Origin of the sequence: Methylobacterium sp. GXF4, assembly GCF_000272495.1 — a bacterium.
GTDB classification, from domain to species: domain Bacteria; phylum Pseudomonadota; class Alphaproteobacteria; order Rhizobiales; family Beijerinckiaceae; genus Methylobacterium; species Methylobacterium brachiatum.
Window position 1 is genome coordinate 1 of record NZ_AKFK01000014.1, and the last position, 14585, is coordinate 14585.

At 69.5% G+C, this 14585-nt stretch carries 13 protein-coding genes; 5 read left to right on the forward strand and 8 right to left on the reverse strand.

Annotation, left to right across the window (positions count from 1 at the left end; genetic code table 11):
* Positions 1–62: 62 nt before the first annotated feature.
* Complete coding sequence (locus WYO_RS32330; RefSeq protein ID WP_280109743.1) at positions 63–191, reverse strand: hypothetical protein; 129 nt, start codon at positions 189–191, stop codon at positions 63–65.
* 208 nt (positions 192–399) lie between these two features.
* On the opposite strand from WYO_RS32330, the gene WYO_RS02515 reads away from it, so the two are divergent.
* Positions 400–1146 (forward strand): YebC/PmpR family DNA-binding transcriptional regulator, encoded by a 747-nt coding sequence (locus tag WYO_RS02515; RefSeq protein ID WP_007558666.1) that lies wholly within the window; start codon positions 400–402, stop codon positions 1144–1146.
* Here WYO_RS02515 and WYO_RS02520 read toward each other — a convergent pair.
* Positions 1143–2135 (reverse strand): hypothetical protein, encoded by a 993-nt coding sequence (locus WYO_RS02520; RefSeq protein ID WP_007558669.1) that lies wholly within the window; start codon positions 2133–2135, stop codon positions 1143–1145. The genes WYO_RS02515 and WYO_RS02520 overlap by 4 nt on opposite strands.
* 168 nt (positions 2136–2303) lie before the next feature.
* Between WYO_RS02520 and ada the strand changes: the two genes are divergently transcribed.
* Positions 2304–3368, forward strand: a complete 1065-nt coding sequence (gene ada, locus WYO_RS02525) for a bifunctional DNA-binding transcriptional regulator/O6-methylguanine-DNA methyltransferase Ada (protein WP_039902027.1) — start codon at positions 2304–2306, stop codon at positions 3366–3368.
* 9 nt (positions 3369–3377) lie between these two features.
* Here the strand turns inward: ada and WYO_RS02530 are convergent, their stop codons facing one another.
* Complete coding sequence (locus WYO_RS02530; protein WP_007558673.1) at positions 3378–4670, reverse strand: DUF5666 domain-containing protein; 1293 nt, start codon at positions 4668–4670, stop codon at positions 3378–3380.
* A gap of 11 nt (positions 4671–4681) precedes the next feature.
* Positions 4682–5527, reverse strand: coding sequence for a DUF6502 family protein (locus tag WYO_RS02535; RefSeq protein WP_007558675.1), 846 nt, complete (start codon positions 5525–5527; stop codon positions 4682–4684).
* Between the two features lie 467 nt (positions 5528–5994).
* On the opposite strand from WYO_RS02535, the gene WYO_RS32335 reads away from it, so the two are divergent.
* A complete protein-coding gene (locus WYO_RS32335) occupies positions 5995–6123 on the forward strand; it encodes a hypothetical protein (protein WP_007558680.1) in 129 nt (42 codons plus the stop codon).
* Between the two features lie 295 nt (positions 6124–6418).
* A complete protein-coding gene (locus WYO_RS02545; RefSeq protein WP_007558682.1) occupies positions 6419–6814 on the forward strand; it encodes a hypothetical protein in 396 nt (131 codons plus the stop codon).
* On the opposite strand, the gene grpE is transcribed toward WYO_RS02545, so the two are convergent.
* From grpE to WYO_RS02560, 3 genes are all read right to left on the reverse strand, one after another.
* On the reverse strand, positions 6815–7444 hold the full coding sequence (gene grpE, locus WYO_RS02550; RefSeq protein ID WP_244424032.1) for a nucleotide exchange factor GrpE: 630 nt from the start codon (positions 7442–7444) through the stop codon (positions 6815–6817). It lies immediately after the preceding gene.
* 89 nt (positions 7445–7533) lie between these two features.
* Complete coding sequence (locus WYO_RS02555) at positions 7534–10326, reverse strand: [protein-PII] uridylyltransferase (protein ID WP_039902025.1); 2793 nt, start codon at positions 10324–10326, stop codon at positions 7534–7536.
* Between the two features lie 76 nt (positions 10327–10402).
* Positions 10403–11827 (reverse strand): TAXI family TRAP transporter solute-binding subunit, encoded by a 1425-nt coding sequence (locus WYO_RS02560; protein ID WP_007558688.1) that lies wholly within the window; start codon positions 11825–11827, stop codon positions 10403–10405.
* A gap of 257 nt (positions 11828–12084) precedes the next feature.
* Here WYO_RS02560 and WYO_RS02565 point away from each other — a divergent pair, with 257 nt between their 5' ends.
* Complete coding sequence (locus tag WYO_RS02565) at positions 12085–12597, forward strand: RecX family transcriptional regulator (RefSeq protein WP_244424033.1); 513 nt, start codon at positions 12085–12087, stop codon at positions 12595–12597.
* A gap of 236 nt (positions 12598–12833) precedes the next feature.
* On the opposite strand, the gene WYO_RS30640 is transcribed toward WYO_RS02565, so the two are convergent.
* Positions 12834–13781 carry a hypothetical protein gene (locus WYO_RS30640; protein ID WP_007558692.1) on the reverse strand — a complete coding sequence of 316 codons (948 nt, stop codon included), beginning with the start codon at positions 13779–13781 and terminating at the stop codon, positions 12834–12836.
* Positions 13782–14585: the final 804 nt, after the last annotated feature.

The window sequence follows — 14585 nt, forward strand, 5'->3', positions numbered from 1 at the left end:
TGTCCGGGCGGCCTGAGGCGGCATCGCCCGCATGGGCCGGAGAATCCGACGGGTGAAGCCGCCTAGCGCCGGCGTGCCTCCGGCCGCCCCTTGGCCTCGGTGGCGAACAGCATGGAACCGGCCACCGCGCCGAGCAGCGTGGCGATCCCGAGCTTGAGCCAGCGGCGGTCGCTGGCCCGTGCGGTTGTCACGGGAAGGCTGTGTTCGGTCCGGCTCGACATCGGGTTTCCAGCTGCGGATGTGCACCAACGTCCGGGGGACGCGATCTTTCCCCTGTCGTGACGGTCGGCTGGCGCGTTGCTTCGTCGGAAGCCGGCGGCCTATAACGCGGCGACCTCACAGCCGCGACGGCGGGGTCCCTCAGGCCCGCCCTCGCCAACGAACAAAGTCTCACGCAACATGGCAGGCCATTCGCAGTTCAAGAACATCATGCACCGGAAGGGCCGGGTGGACGCGGTCCGCTCGAAGGTGTTCGGCAAGCTCGCCCGCGAAATTACCGTGGCGGCCAAGCTCGGCACGCCGGACCCGGCCATGAACCCGCGCCTGCGCGCCGCGATCATCGCGGCCCGCGCCGAGAACATGCCCAAGGACAATATCGAGCGCGCCATCAAGAAGGCCGCCGGTGCGGAGGGCGAGAACTACGAGGACATCCGCTACGAGGGCTACGGCCCCGGCGGCGCCGCGCTGATCGTCGAGGCGCAGACCGACAACCGCAACCGCACCGCCTCGGACGTGCGCTCCGCCTTCACCAAGTCCGGCGGCAGCCTCGCCGAGACCGGCGCCGTGGCGTTCATGTTCGACCGCGTCGGCGTGATCGGCTTCCCGGCGAGCGTGGCCGATGCCGACACGATGCTGGAGGCGGCGATCGAGGCGGGGGCCGACGACGTCAGCTCCAGCGAGGAGGGCCACGAGGTCGTCTGCGCGCAGGATTCCTACGGCGAGGTCGCCAAGGCCCTGGAGGCCCGCTTCGGGGAGCCGACCCGCACCGGCCTCATCTGGAAGGCGCAGAACACGATCGATGTCGACGACGAGACCGGCGAGAAGCTGATCCGCCTGGTCGAGGTGATCGAGGACCAGGACGACGTGCAGCACGTCTACGTCAACTTCGCCCTGTCCGAGGCGCTGATGGCGAAGCTGGAAGGCTAAGCGCCCCGGTTCGCCAGCTCGGCGCCGAACCGCTCCTGCACGTAGGCGTCGAGCGAGAAGCTGTCGTCCGGCAGCTGGGCCATGAAGCGCTCGGCCACCTCGGTCAGGACCAGGTCCGGCTTCGCCCGGTCGATGTAGGACCAGTCGAGCGACGTGTTCCAGACGAAGTGGACCTCGCGGAACGTCTCCGCGAGCAGGATCGTCAGCATGTACGGCATGACGTGCGAGAACGAGTCGCCGAACAGCGCCAGGCGGCGCGGGTCGGTCGCTTTCGCGTTGCCGTAGACGACGTTGGCGCCGACATGGAGCGTGTGCAGCAGCCCGGCCTTCTCCCGCGCCTCGACGATCGGGCTGGCATAGGTCCGCACCGCATCCTGCTGGATCCGGTAGGCCCGGGACGGCGCCCGGCGGGGCGGGTCGAAAGCGCTGCCGAGGTCGCCATCGTGGTCGATCTGGCTGAACGGCCGCTCGCGCAGATCCGCCCGCGGCTCCGCCCCGAAGGCCCGGCAGATCTCGGCATAGGCCAGGTAGCAGCCGTCGAAGCTCCAATGGGTGTCGGTCCGGCAATAGAGGTCGGATGCGTCGCGGGCGGCGCGCATCGGCGTCACCAGGTCGATGCAGGTCTCCCGCCAGCGCGTCCGCCGGCGCCAATCCGCGTAGAGGCCGGTGAGGCCCCGCCGCCAACGGCTGCCGAGCGGCGGCTCGGTGTGGAGCAGCCGGTAGGCCGGTGAGGCCTCCGGCGCGATGGCGATGCCGTCCAGGCGATCATCGTAAATCAGCAGCTTGTCCGGCGCGACGACGTGGCGGTAGCGGATGCCGAGCGCGCGCAGCCGGCGTTCCCGGGTCGCGACCAGGCTGCGCCAGCTCCAGATCAGGTCGGTGGTCTCCTCCGGGCGCTCGAACTGCCCGAGGATGTCGTTGGTCCCGGTCTTCAGGAACAGCCAGCCGTCCCGCCCGACATGGATGTGATCGGTGTTGCTCGACGCCATGACGCACTCGGGAGGACGATCGGGAATTCGGCAGCAAGGCGCGGGATGCGGCCCCGGCCGCCGGACGGCAGGGTGACGGGCACTCGATATACGCAGCCGGCAGGTCCCGTCATGTCCGCCTCCGCCAAGCCCCTCCCCAACGCGGCCGGCGCACCGCATAATGCGGCCATGGCCGCTCTCTCGACCGCCGCTTCCGAGGATGCCGAGCGCTGGGCGGCGCTCGCCGCCCGCGACGGGCGGGCGGATGGCCGCTTCGTCTACGCGGTCCGCACCACCGGCGTGTATTGCCGCCCGAGCTGCCCCTCCCGGGCGGCAAGGCCCGAGAACGTCACCTTCCACGCCACCTGCGCGGAGGCCGAGGCCGCGGGCTTCCGGCCCTGCCGGCGCTGCCGGCCGGACGAGCCCGGGCTGGCCGAGCGCCGGGCCGAGGCCGTGGCCAGGGCCTGCCGCCTGATCGACGCTGCGGAGACGATGCCGCCGCTGGCCGACCTCGCCCGCGCCGCGGGCCTGAGCGCCTTCCATTTTCACCGGGTGTTCAAGGCCGCCACCGGGGTCACCCCGAAGGCCTACGCGGCCGCCCGCCGCGCCGAGGCGCTGGCCGCGAGCCTGCCCAAGGCGGCCAGCGTGACCGAGGCGCTCTACGAGGCCGGCTACGGGACCGCGAGCCGGTTCTACGCGGAGGCCGCCGGGCGCCTCGGCATGGCGCCCGCCGCCTACCGCAAGGGCGGGCTCGGCATCCGCATCAGGTTCGGCGTCGGCGCCTGTTCCCTCGGGGCGATCCTGGTCGCCGCCACCGAGGCGGGGATCTGCGCGATCCTGCTGGGCGACGAGCCCGAGCCCCTGGTCCGCGACCTGCAGGACCGCTTCCCGGGGGCGGAGATCGAGGGCGGCGACCCGGAATTCGAGGCCTGGATGGCCCGGGTCATCGGCCTCGTCGAGGCGCCGGGCACCGGCCTCGACCTGCCCCTCGACATCCGCGGCACGGCGTTCCAGCAGCGCGTCTGGGCGGCGCTCCGGGCGATCCCGGTGGGTGCGACCGCCACCTACGCCGATATCGCCCGCGCCATCGGGGCGCCCACCGCCATGCGGGCCGTCGCCCAGGCCTGCGGGGCGAACCATCTGGCGGTGGCGATCCCGTGCCACCGGGTGGTCCGGTCCGACGGCTCGCTGTCGGGCTACCGCTGGGGCGTCGCCCGCAAGCGCGCGTTGCTGACGCGGGAGGCCGGGGGCTGATCGCGCCGCTCAGCGCCGGCCACCCCCGCCGGGCGGGCCGCCGAAACCACCCGGTCCCCCGAACCCGCCGCCGGGGGCGCCCGGGCCCGGCCCCCCCGGAGGACCACCGAAGCCGCGGGGCGGGCCGAAACCGCCGAGGCCGTCCGTGCCCGGGATGCTGCCCGCGCCGGGGCGGGTGTCGATCGTGGGGCCGTGGGAATCGCCGAGGCCGCCGAACGGATTCCGGCCTCTGCCCGGCTCTGCGCCGAGCCGGCCTGGCCGCTCGCGGGGCATCTCCGGCAGGTCGGGCAGCTTCTGCAGGTCGAGGCGGTCGCGCTCGCGCTCGAACCGGGGCGATCCCGGCTGCCGGGACGGTTCGGAGGGGATCCGGTCGTCGACCCGGAGCCGCTCCAGGGTGAGGCCGCCATCCGGCGCGACGTCGGCAGTGAGCACCCCGTGCACGCTGCCCTGGCGCGGCACCCGCAGCCCGGCATAGCCCGACACGGCGAGGCCCGAACCGAGATCGAGGCCGGCGCCCGCATCGGCCCGGCCGATATAGGCCTCGATCGACACCCGCCGGAGGCCCGGCGGGAAGGGCAGCCCGACCTCCGGGGTGTTGGTCACGTCGAGGAGTCCGGGTTCGGTCACGCCGGTCACCATCGCGCGCCGGCCCGGGGGCAGGGCGTCGGCGCCCTTCAGGCGCAGGCCGCCGATCGCCAGGCCCCCGTCCGCGTCGCGCCGCACCGGCCCGGCGACGCGGTCGGGCCCGAAATTGCGCGGCTCGATCAGGCTCGCCACGATCACGCCGTCCGGCCGGCGCAGGCCGCTCACCGCCACCCGGGTGCCGGCTTGCCAATCGCCCGCGAGCCCGGTCGTGGCGACCCGCTGGCCGAGCACGATGATCTGCCCCGGGGCGACGGAATCCACCCGGCCGACAACCTCGCTGGTCACGTCGATGCGGCTTGTGCCGAGGCCGCCGCGCTCCGGCCGGGCGACGACCTGCACGACCTGGCCGATCTTCAGGTCCGCGGCCTTGGCGGGTTCCCCGTCGATCCGCACCTCGACCTCCGACGGGTAGGCGATCCGCAGGTCGTTGACGATGATGGAGCCGAACCGGCGGATCGTGCCGATCACCCCGGTGCCGCCGATGCCGCGGTCGCCCTCGCCGAGGGGGCCGTCCTTCGGCTCGTCGGTCATCTTCATGCCGGTGCCGCCGATCCCCTGATCGGGCGGGCTCTCCTGGGGCCGGGCGATTCCGGGCCGCAGGGTGGCGGCGCCCGCGAGCAGGCGCAGGACGAATCGGCGGTTCGGGAAGGATCGCACCGGCCGGCCTCTCAGCGCCCGTCCGCGGGCCGGGCCGGCGGTGCCGCCTCGGCGTAGACGTAGAGGCCGAAATTCCAGCGGTGCGCGCCGCCGGGATCGGTCGCGCAGGCGGCATGCGCCTCGCGGTTGGCCTGCTGCAGGGCCGCCATGGCGATCTCGCGCGCCCGCGCCTCGAGCTGGGCGGCGAGTTCCTTGGACAGCCCGTCGTAATGCACGGCCCGCTCGAGGAAGCGCGGCGTATCGCCGAGGATATTGGCGACGCTCGCCGCGATATGGTCGTGCAGGTTGCGGCCGAAATAGTAGAGTTGCGGCTCGGCCCCGCCGTCCCCGCGCGGCACGTAGGCGGCCTCTGCCAACACGATCCGGTCCTGCGCATCTGTGAAGGCGAGCCCGCGGTCGAGCCACTCGTCGAGAACCGCCCGGGGGCGCAGGTCCCGGGTCACCCCGGCGACCAGGGCCTCAAAAGACGGCGCGCCCGCCTCGGCGGTGCGCGGCAGCGGCAGGGGCTGGCCCTGCGGATCGGTGAAGGCCGGGTCGGCGATCCAGCGGGCGATGATCCGGCTCGTGCGCGAGACCACGGCCGGCACGGCGCTCACCGGCGCCCCGGCGCCGCGCAACCGGCGCACTTCCTTGCGGTGGATGCCGGTGAGCAGGGAGACGCGGCTGTCGGTCTGCTCCTTGCCGGGCAGGGCGAAGTCGTGCTCGGCCACGTTGACATAGAGCTCGCGCAGCAGGTCGGTGAGCGCCGGGAAGGTGAGGCCGCGGGCAACGAGCAGGCGCACGAGCGGCCGCAGCAACCGCGCGAGCGGGGCGTGCAGGGCGGCGCCCTCCGGTCTGGTGTCGACACTCTCGGACATGGGGCATCGTTAGCGGATGTGCCGTGGGAGACAATCCCACAGGCGGCGGATCCGCGTGCGGGCCTCCTGATTTCCGATTGACGTGGGAATTTTGCACACGTATCTTGGAGTCGTGGGCAAATTTCCCACGTATTATTGGGGGTGAAGAGGATGCGGGTTGAGACGCGTAGGTTGGTCGCCGAACCCTTGCCGCCCCTGACGCTTCCGCGGACGATGTCCCGCCGGTCCCCTCGGATCGATCCGCTCCTGCGGCTCAGGCGCATCGCCTATCTCCTCGCCGCGCTCGGACTGCCGGCCATCGGCATCGTGGCCGCGGATAAGGTCCACCGGCTCTGTGAAACGGGGACGTTTCGGACCGCCGCGATGCCTTTGAGCGGGGGAGCGACGCTGTCCGGCGCCGTCGCGCGCCTCCGTGCTGCGGAGGCCGTGGTTGCAGAGGCGATAAGCACGGACATGCGATCCTGAGCATGACGGTTGAACACGTCGGCGATCCGGTCCGGCAGCCACCCGCCTGCGGCGGCGGCCCGATCCTCGATCTCGCCCTCTGCCTGATCCTCGCCGTGATCGTCATGGGCCTTCTGCTGCTGGCTCTGTGAGCCGGCGCGTCGCAGGAACAACAGATTACAGCGCCGGCGCTCCTGGCCATTACAGTGCCGGCAAACAGGATGCGGGCCGCGCGCAGGTCGAGACGGGTGCGAAATGCGGATTCAGGGCAATAACCGTCACGACCGATCTTGACGGTATCGCTGCATTCGGTCGCTATGCGAGACGTTCGGCTTCGCGAATCCGTCCGCCGCCCGGGGAATCCTCGGCGGGCCGGGAAGGCGGCCGCCGAATGCTGCGCTGCGGACGCGGCGCGGCGTCAGCAGGCAGACGCGAGCAGGATCGGCCGTGATTGTTTCCCGCCCCAAGGCCGTCGCGACGGCCCTGTTCGCCCTCGCACTCGCCGCCGGCGCCGCAGCGGCGCAGGAGATCGTGCCGCCCGGGCCGTCCGGCCGGGGCGCGCTCCTGATCTACGGCAATTTCTGCGGGCCGGGGAATCGCGGCCCCGGCTATCCGCCGATCGACGCGCTCGACCGCGCCTGCGCGCATCACGATGCCTGCTGGCCCGACCCGGATTCGGGCCTGATGCCGAGCTGCGCCTGCAACCGCCGCCTCGAGGTCGAGGCGGGTCAGGTCGCCCGCGATCCGCGCGCGCGCGCCGAGACCCGGCAGGCGGCACAGTTCATCGCGGATTTCGCGACCGCGCTTCCCTGCGCCGAAGCGTCGTCGGCGCAGGCGCGCTGATCAGGCGGCGTCGGCCGGGTTGGCCGCCGCCTTGGGACCGCCCTTGGCGACGCCGACCAGGGCCGGCCGCAGCACGCGCTCGCCGATCACGTAGCCGGTCTGCACGACCTGCACGACGGTACCGGCCGGGACGTCGGGGTTCGGAACCTCGAACATCGCCTGGTGGCGGTTCGGATCGAACTTCTGGCCCTGCGGCTCGACGGGCTTCACCCCGTGGCGCTCGAGGGTCTTGACCAGGTCGCGCTGGGTCAGCTCGATCCCGTCGATCAGCCCCTTGAGGGCGCCGTCCGCCGAGGCCTTGGCGTCGGCCGGGACGCTCTCCAGGGCGCGGTGGATGTTGTCGGCCACGTTGAGCACGTCGCGGGCGAAGTTCGTCACCGCGTAGGCGCGGGCATCGGCGATCTCCCGCTCGGTGCGCCGGCGCAGATTCTCCATCTCGGCCAGCGTGCGCAGCATCCGGTCCTTCAGCTCGTCGCGCTCGGCGGTCAGCAGGGCCAGGGCCTCGGCGACCGGATCGACGGACGCCCCCTCGGCGGGCTTGCCCGCAGGCGCGGTATCCTGGGCCGCGCTGGCACCGGCCTCGACCGTGGTCTGGCGCTGGTCATCCTGGGACATGTCGTTGCTCGTCATCACGTTTCAGTCGTCGACAGGGATGGGTGGGAGGTTATCGGATTCGGCGCTGATATCTGACCCGGAGCGGCCGAAATCAACCCGCACGCTCACGCCTCGCGCGGCGGCGGTGCGGCGACCAGGGCCTCCAGGCCCTCGGCCCTGAGCATGGCGACGTCGCCCGCGAACACGTCCAGCATCGCCTTCCGGATCGCGGCCTGGCGGTCGGGCTGCGTCACCCGGGTGCCGGTGAGATCGGTGACGTAGAAGACGTCCACCGCGCGTTCGCCGAAGGTCGCCACATGCGCCGAGGTGATGTTGAGCGAGAGCCGGCCGAACGCGGTGGTCAGCTCGTAGAGGAGGCCCGGCCGGTCGAGGCCGGTAACCTCCACCACGGTCTCGCGGGAGGACAGGGCGTTGTCGATCCCGACATCCGGCGGCACCAGGAAGGTCTTGGCCCGGGCGCTGGTCGGCGGGTGCTTGTCGGCCACGAGGTCGGCGATGCGGATCTCGCCCTTCAGGGCGCGCTCGATCGCCGCCGTGATGCGCTTGGTCCGGCGCAGCTCGTCGTCGTCGCGCTCGAAGGCCCGGGAGATGAAGATCGTGTCGAGGGCGAAGCCGTCGGTGGTGGTGAAGATCTGGGCGTCGACGATGTTGCTGCCCGCCGCCGCGCAGGCGCCGGTGATGATCGCGAGCAGGCGCGGGTGGTCCGGCGAGTAGATCGTGATCTCGGTCACCCCGCGCACCGGGTCGAGCGCCACGTCGGTGGCGCTGGTCCGGCCCTCGCTCAGCACGTCGCGCAGGAAGATCGCGTTCTTGATCTGGCGGGGGCTGTCGACCTTCAGCCAGTAGGCCTGGCCGTGGCGCGCCGCATAGGCGTCGAACTCCTCGGAGGCCCAGCCGGGCAGCTGCTCGCGCAGGCTCATCTGCACGAGGCGCACCCGGTCGGTGCGGGCGATCTCGGAATGGCCGCCCGAGAGGAACACCTCGGTCTCGTCGTAGAGGGTGCGGACCAGGGTGCCCTTCCAGGCGGTCCACACGCCGGGACCGACCGCGCTGATGTCGGCCACGGTCAGGATTGTGAGGAGCTTGAGCCGCTCCAGGCTCTGCACCACCGAGGCGAAGCGCTCGATCGTCTTGGCGTCCGAGAGGTCGCGGCTCTGCGCGGTCATCGACATCAGCAGGTGATGCTCGACCAGCCAGGTCACGGTCTCGGTCTCGGCTTCGCTCAGGCCGAAGCGCGGGCAGAGCTTTTCCGCGATCGCGGCCCCGGCGATGGAGTGGTCCTCGGGCCGGCCCTTGGCGATGTCGTGCAGCAGGATCGCCACGTAGAGCGCCGTTCGGTTGTGGATCGTGTGCACGAGGCGCGAGACCAGCGGGTAGGCCTCCTCGGCGCGGCCCGATTCGATCGCCGCCAGGATGCCGACGGTGCGCAGCAGGTGCTCGTCCACCGTGAAGTGGTGGTACATGTTGAACTGCATCATCGCGACGATGCGGCCGAAATCCGGGATGAACCGGCCGAGCACGCCGGCCTCGTTCATCTCGCGCAGGGCCTCCTCGGGGGCGTTGCGCGAGGTCAGGATGTCGATGAACAGCCGGTTGGCCTCCGGATCCGCCCGCAGGGTCGGGGTGATGAGGCGCCGCGACCGGTTCGCCAGCCGCTTGGCGTCCGGGTGGATCGCTAGGTTGTGCCGGTCGGCCAGCCAGAACAGCCGGATCAGGTTGACCGGATCGCGCTCGAACGCGTCCTCGGCCCGCAGGTTCACCCGGCCGTGGTCGATCCAGAAATCCTCGGCCTCGATGGCGGTGGCGCGGAACCGGTCGCGGAACCGGCCGATCCAGCGGTCGAGCACCGGCGTGCGCTTGGCATGGCGCGCCTCCAATTCGGCGCAGACGATGGCGGTGAGATCGCCGACATCCTTGGCCACCCGGAAATAGGCCTTCATGAACCGCTCGACGCCGGACAGGCCGCCCCGCGCCTCGTAGCCGAAGCGCTCGGCGATCCGCGGCTGCAGGCCGAAGGATAGCCGCTCCTCTGAGCGCTTGGTGACGAAGTGCATGTGGCAGCGGACCCGCCACAGGAACTCCTCGCAGCGCTCGAACAGCGCGTATTCCTCCGGGGTGAACAGCCCGGCGCCCACGAGCTCGATCTGGTCGCGCACCCGGTAGGTGTACTTGGCGATCCAGAACAGCGTGTTCAGGTCGCGCAGGCCGCCCTTGCCGTCCTTGACGTTGGGCTCGACCAGGTAGCGCGAGGAGCCGGCCTTCGAGACCCGGGCGTCGCGCTCGCGCAGCTTCGCGTCCACGAACTCGGCGGCCGAGCCGACCACCAGCTCGGCGTCGAAACGCGTCACCAGCTCCTCGAACAGGATCCGCGTGCCGAACAGGTAGCGCGCCTCCAGGAGCGCGGTGCGGATCGTCATGTCCGCCTTGGCCTCGCGGAGGCATTCCTCCACGGAGCGGGTGGCGTGGCCGACCTTCAGCTTCAGGTCCCACAGGACGTAGAGCATCGCCTCGACGACGCTCTCGGACCAGGCGGTCTGCTTGTAGGGCAGCAGGAACAGCAGATCGATGTCGGAGCCCGGCGCCATCGTGCCCCGGCCGTAGCCGCCCGTGGCGACTACGGCGAGCTGCTCGCCGGTCGAGGGGTTGTCGTTGGGGTAGAGCTGCCGGACCACCGCGTCGTGGATCGTCCGCACCACGGCGTCGGTCAGATCCGACAAAGCCTGCGCGCAGCGGAGCCCGTTGCGGTCCTCGAGCAGCTGCGCCTCCGCGGCGCGATGGCCCTCCTCGATGACGCGGCGCAGCTCGGGCACGAGCAGGGCGCGCAGCTTGGTCGGCTCGCGGGCATCGCGGTCGAGGTTGTCGAGAACCGTTTGGAGGGCGGCGGCGGGATCGAACATGCCCCCCGTTAGCATGATATGCCTACGCCGCCAGCCGTGCGTCGAAGGACCGGCGCGCCGGCGCGGAATGCCACCGCTATTCCGCGGCCGGGAGATTCAGGGCCAGCAGCCGCGCGGTGCGCGGGCGGCCGGTCGCCCCCGGCGCCGAGTCGTTGGCGCGCCGCCGTGCATCGGCGATGGCCGCGTGGACGCCGTCCACCGCCAGGATGAGCGCGCTCACCGTCCGGGCGTCGATGCTGCGCTCCCGGGCGTAGCAGACGACATCGGCCACGAGCCCGTCGGTCTCGACCGCGATGGCGTCGAGCTCGGCCGTGGTCGTGGCCGCCCGGACCTCCCGCATGATATCGAGCAGGCGGTCGAGCACGATGTCGATGCGCTCCCGGCGCTTGCGCGCCAGCCGCTGCCCGATCCAGGCGATGCCGGAGCCGATCGTGCCGCCGAAGAAGGCGAGCAGGTAGATGTAATCCTCGTAGCGATCGAGGAAGGTCTGCTGCTCGCGCTCGAAATAGTCGACCGCGCCCGGGTGGTTCGGCAGGCGCGCCGAGGTCGCCGCGACCGTGGTGTCGAAATCGGGCGCCTTCATCAGCTTGGCGGCCGGAGCCGCGGCGGCGAGCCGCGAGCGCCACTCGAACAGGTGCTGCGTCGCCGAGGCGATCGCGACCCGGCTCACCGAGCCCCGCGCCATCAGCCGATAGGAGGCGCCGACGGTGCGGACCTCCTCGTCCGGGCGCTTCGGGCGCCCGCCGAAGGTCCCGGCCGGGATGGTCACCGCCTGCAATTCCGGGAAGCGCTGCAGGATCGCGTCCCCGTCCGGGATCGACACGAAGCCGATCTTGCGCTCGGGGGAGCCCAGCTCGATGGCCCGCACCACCGCGCCGGCGATCTTCGAGGCGGGGCTCGCGATCACCGCCACCGCGTCGACCCGCTTCTCGGCGATCGCCGCTGTGACCTCGCCGATCTTCAGCGGCACCACCTGCACGTGGCCGGCGGCGATCTCGGCCTCGGTCGCGGGATCGGCCTCCGGCGCCTCCGCCAGCGGGCTGTCCGGCAGGAGGTCGTAGAAGGAGAGCAGGTTGGTCAGGAACGGCAGGTCGGCGCCGTGGCGCACGACGACGCCGAGCCGCTTGCGGGCCAGCGCCGGGACGTCCTCGATCTCGGACGCCTCGGGCGCCGCGATCACCAGGGCCTCGTCGTGCAGGATCGCCAGGGTCAGGCCGTTCTCGGGCAGGAACACGTCGGGCCGCACCACCGCGAGGTCGGCGCGGTTGCGCTGGAGCGCCAGGGCGCTGTCGCGCACGTCGGAGAACCGGACGACCTTGAGCCGGACGTCCTCACGGCTCCGGTCGAGAGCGCTGGCATAGGCCTCGATCAGGGCGGCCTCGGCGCCGTCCTGGGGGCCGACCGCGACCGTCAGGGTGGTCGGGCGCGACAGATAGACGATCCCGGCCGCGATCGCGGCCAGCCCGAAGGCCAACAGGACGAGGAGCCACTCGCGGCGCATCACGATCGTCGCCGCGGCGCGCAGGCGTCGCCGCCACGGGCCGTGGTTGAGATCCGGCGTAGGGCGTTGGTCCGGACCATGGCCGAGCCTGTCGCGTTGCGCGCGTTCCATCCCCAAGTCATGGAACGCAAACCTGTCGAGATCGTGAAGAACCGGTGAAACCCCCATTCGTTGCAGAGTCCGGGCCAGACGGCCGCCCCGCGTACAAGGACCGGCCCGCCGAGCGTCGGCCGCCCGGCCCGGTCAGCGCGGCCTGGCTGCAGCGGGTCGCGCTCTACTATCTCGAGCGCTACAGCGCCTCGACCGAGATGCTGCGCCGGACCCTGGCGCGGCGGGTCGACAAGCGCGCGCGGCTGCGCGGCGAGGATCCGGCCCCCTTCGCCGAGATGATCGACGCCACCGTGGCGCGGGCGGTCTCGGCCGGGCTGGTGGACGACGTCCGCTTCGCCGACATGCGTCTCGCTACCCTGCGACGCCGCGGCACGTCGAGCCGGGGCGCCGCGGCGAAGCTCGCCGCCAAGGGGGTGCCCCGCGACGTGGTCGAGGCGGCCATGCAGGCCGAGCGCGACGCGATCCCCGACGTGGAAGCCGCCGATATCGAGCTGCAGGCCGCCCGCGCCTACGCCAAGCGACGGCGCCTCGGGATCCACCGCAGGCCCGACACGCGGGCCCTGCATCGCGACCGCGACCTCGGCGCCCTGGCCCGGGCCGGCTTTTCCTACGACCTCGCCCGTCGCGTGGTCGATGCCGACCCGGACGAGATGGAGTGATCCATCGGGTCTGGGTCTTGGACCGCTTCGGCGCTCTGCCGTACGCGCTTCGGTAGCATGCGGACGACCTCCGGCGCTGCGCTCGCCGGCCGCAGGTCGGCCGGTTCCGAGTCGGTCATCTGGGGATTATGGAGGCGCCGCAGCCTAATCGTTCAGCGTGTAGCCGGGATCGAGGCGCTCCCGGGCGAAACTGCTGAGCGCCGATCAGACGGTGTTCGTCGATATCTGGATCAGCCCTACTGCATCGCGGGCAAGCTGATCCAATTGCCCCTGGTCTTTACTTCTTTCGCCAGTTCGATCTTGACTGCACATCGACGATTACTGAAAATTACCTCATATTTATCGTCCCGGCGTGGATTTATGATACGGGTTTCGAACCAGTTGTCGTCAGCGCTCTCGGTCGGAGGATTGGCAACATAGGCCATGACCGGATTGTCGCCCGAGAAATCGATATGACCGCTCCCGAAAAAACAATTCGTTGACGGCCGAAAATCCGAGCGAAAAGACGCTGAGGTTTTAGAAAAACTGTCTCTTCTTTCATGGATGCTGCTGATGGGCTGATCAGCGTCGTAACCTTTTGATGTCAGCGCCCTTTTAAGCCCCTCTATATATTTCGCAGCTTGCTTATTAAATTCAGATTCGAGTCGCTTGCGCTCGGCCGTAAAATTCGAGCGATCCGCATCAGAAATATCCTCGTCCCTCAATTTCTTCCAGATATTGCTCAATGAAACTTCGACCGGATTCGTCGGTTCAATGGTCTTTGCTCTCCAGTGAAGACCATCAATGTCAAGGCTCTGAACAGCAATTTTGTAGCGGCAAGTCGGCGATCCGATTGCCAAAACAAACGTATTGGCTTGCCCCGCCTCGAATTCAGGAGGCTGTTGGTGGCCGCGGATTGTAGTGCCCTCAGTCGTATCAGGGTAAAATACGATATTACCATTCGATACCTGGAACGATAGTGTGTTGGGATAGCAGGAATAAGGTAGAGATTCAAAAGCGAGAACCATCTTCCTTGGCGTGAATGCCCTCCATGCCATAGGCTCTAACGATCGATCGTCGCTTCCATCAAATGCAACAATTGGCCGATATTCTTTAATTTCGTAAATATCATAGCGGATTAACGGTTGAGAATATGAGACTGTTCCTTTCAATAATAACAGGGCCAGAACAAATACCCGGACCATGTGCCCTCCCTGTTCGGGTCGCCTCGGCTCCTTTCGCGGGGGAAGGCCCGCCTTTTCGTTGGCGGACCTTCACTCAATATGTCGACCAGAGGCTTGTTGCAGGGGCAGGATCAACACACCGGAAATACTATAGCTCCGGTGCTATTGTTCGAAAAAGTGTTGTCTCGATTATTTCCTTGCCTGCGTGATAAGTTTTATTGAATGATATCCGTGGGGCGCGATAAAGGGCCTTTGATGTCGTACCTTAGACATAGATCGTCGCACCTACGCCGCGGTCGGTGGGGTCAATTGGAGCTGGCGTTGAATCTTGGGTCGATGTTGAGCCGTTTCCGTCCCCACTCCCGACTCCGACAGCAGGCGTTCCACCCCCTCCAACGCTTCCGCTGCCGTCGCTGCTACCGGATGAGCCGCCAGGGCCAACTGAAATGTCACGCGAATTCACATCATCATCTACGCTTTGCGGCCGTAAAACACTGTCCTCATTGTTCGAGCGCGGACCCGTGTCCTGATATGCCCGGTTCGCCGCCGAAACGCTCTGATCACCGCCGTTACCTTGTTGGGATGACGCTGTTGAGCCGTCCGTGCTGGCAAGGCTGAGGATTGCATCGCCCTGTCGGGGCGAGACAGTTTGCGCGGGGCGCGGATCGGCGGACTGGTTGCTGGGCGCGGTTTTGACAGCGTCCGACCGATTATTGTCGGAGCTGGCTACCGAGTCTGGGACGATGCGAGCTTGTAGGGCGGATGCCGGAGCGATGGTGGCACTCATCAGACAACTCCTGTTCAAGCGACCCGGAGGACCGAGTC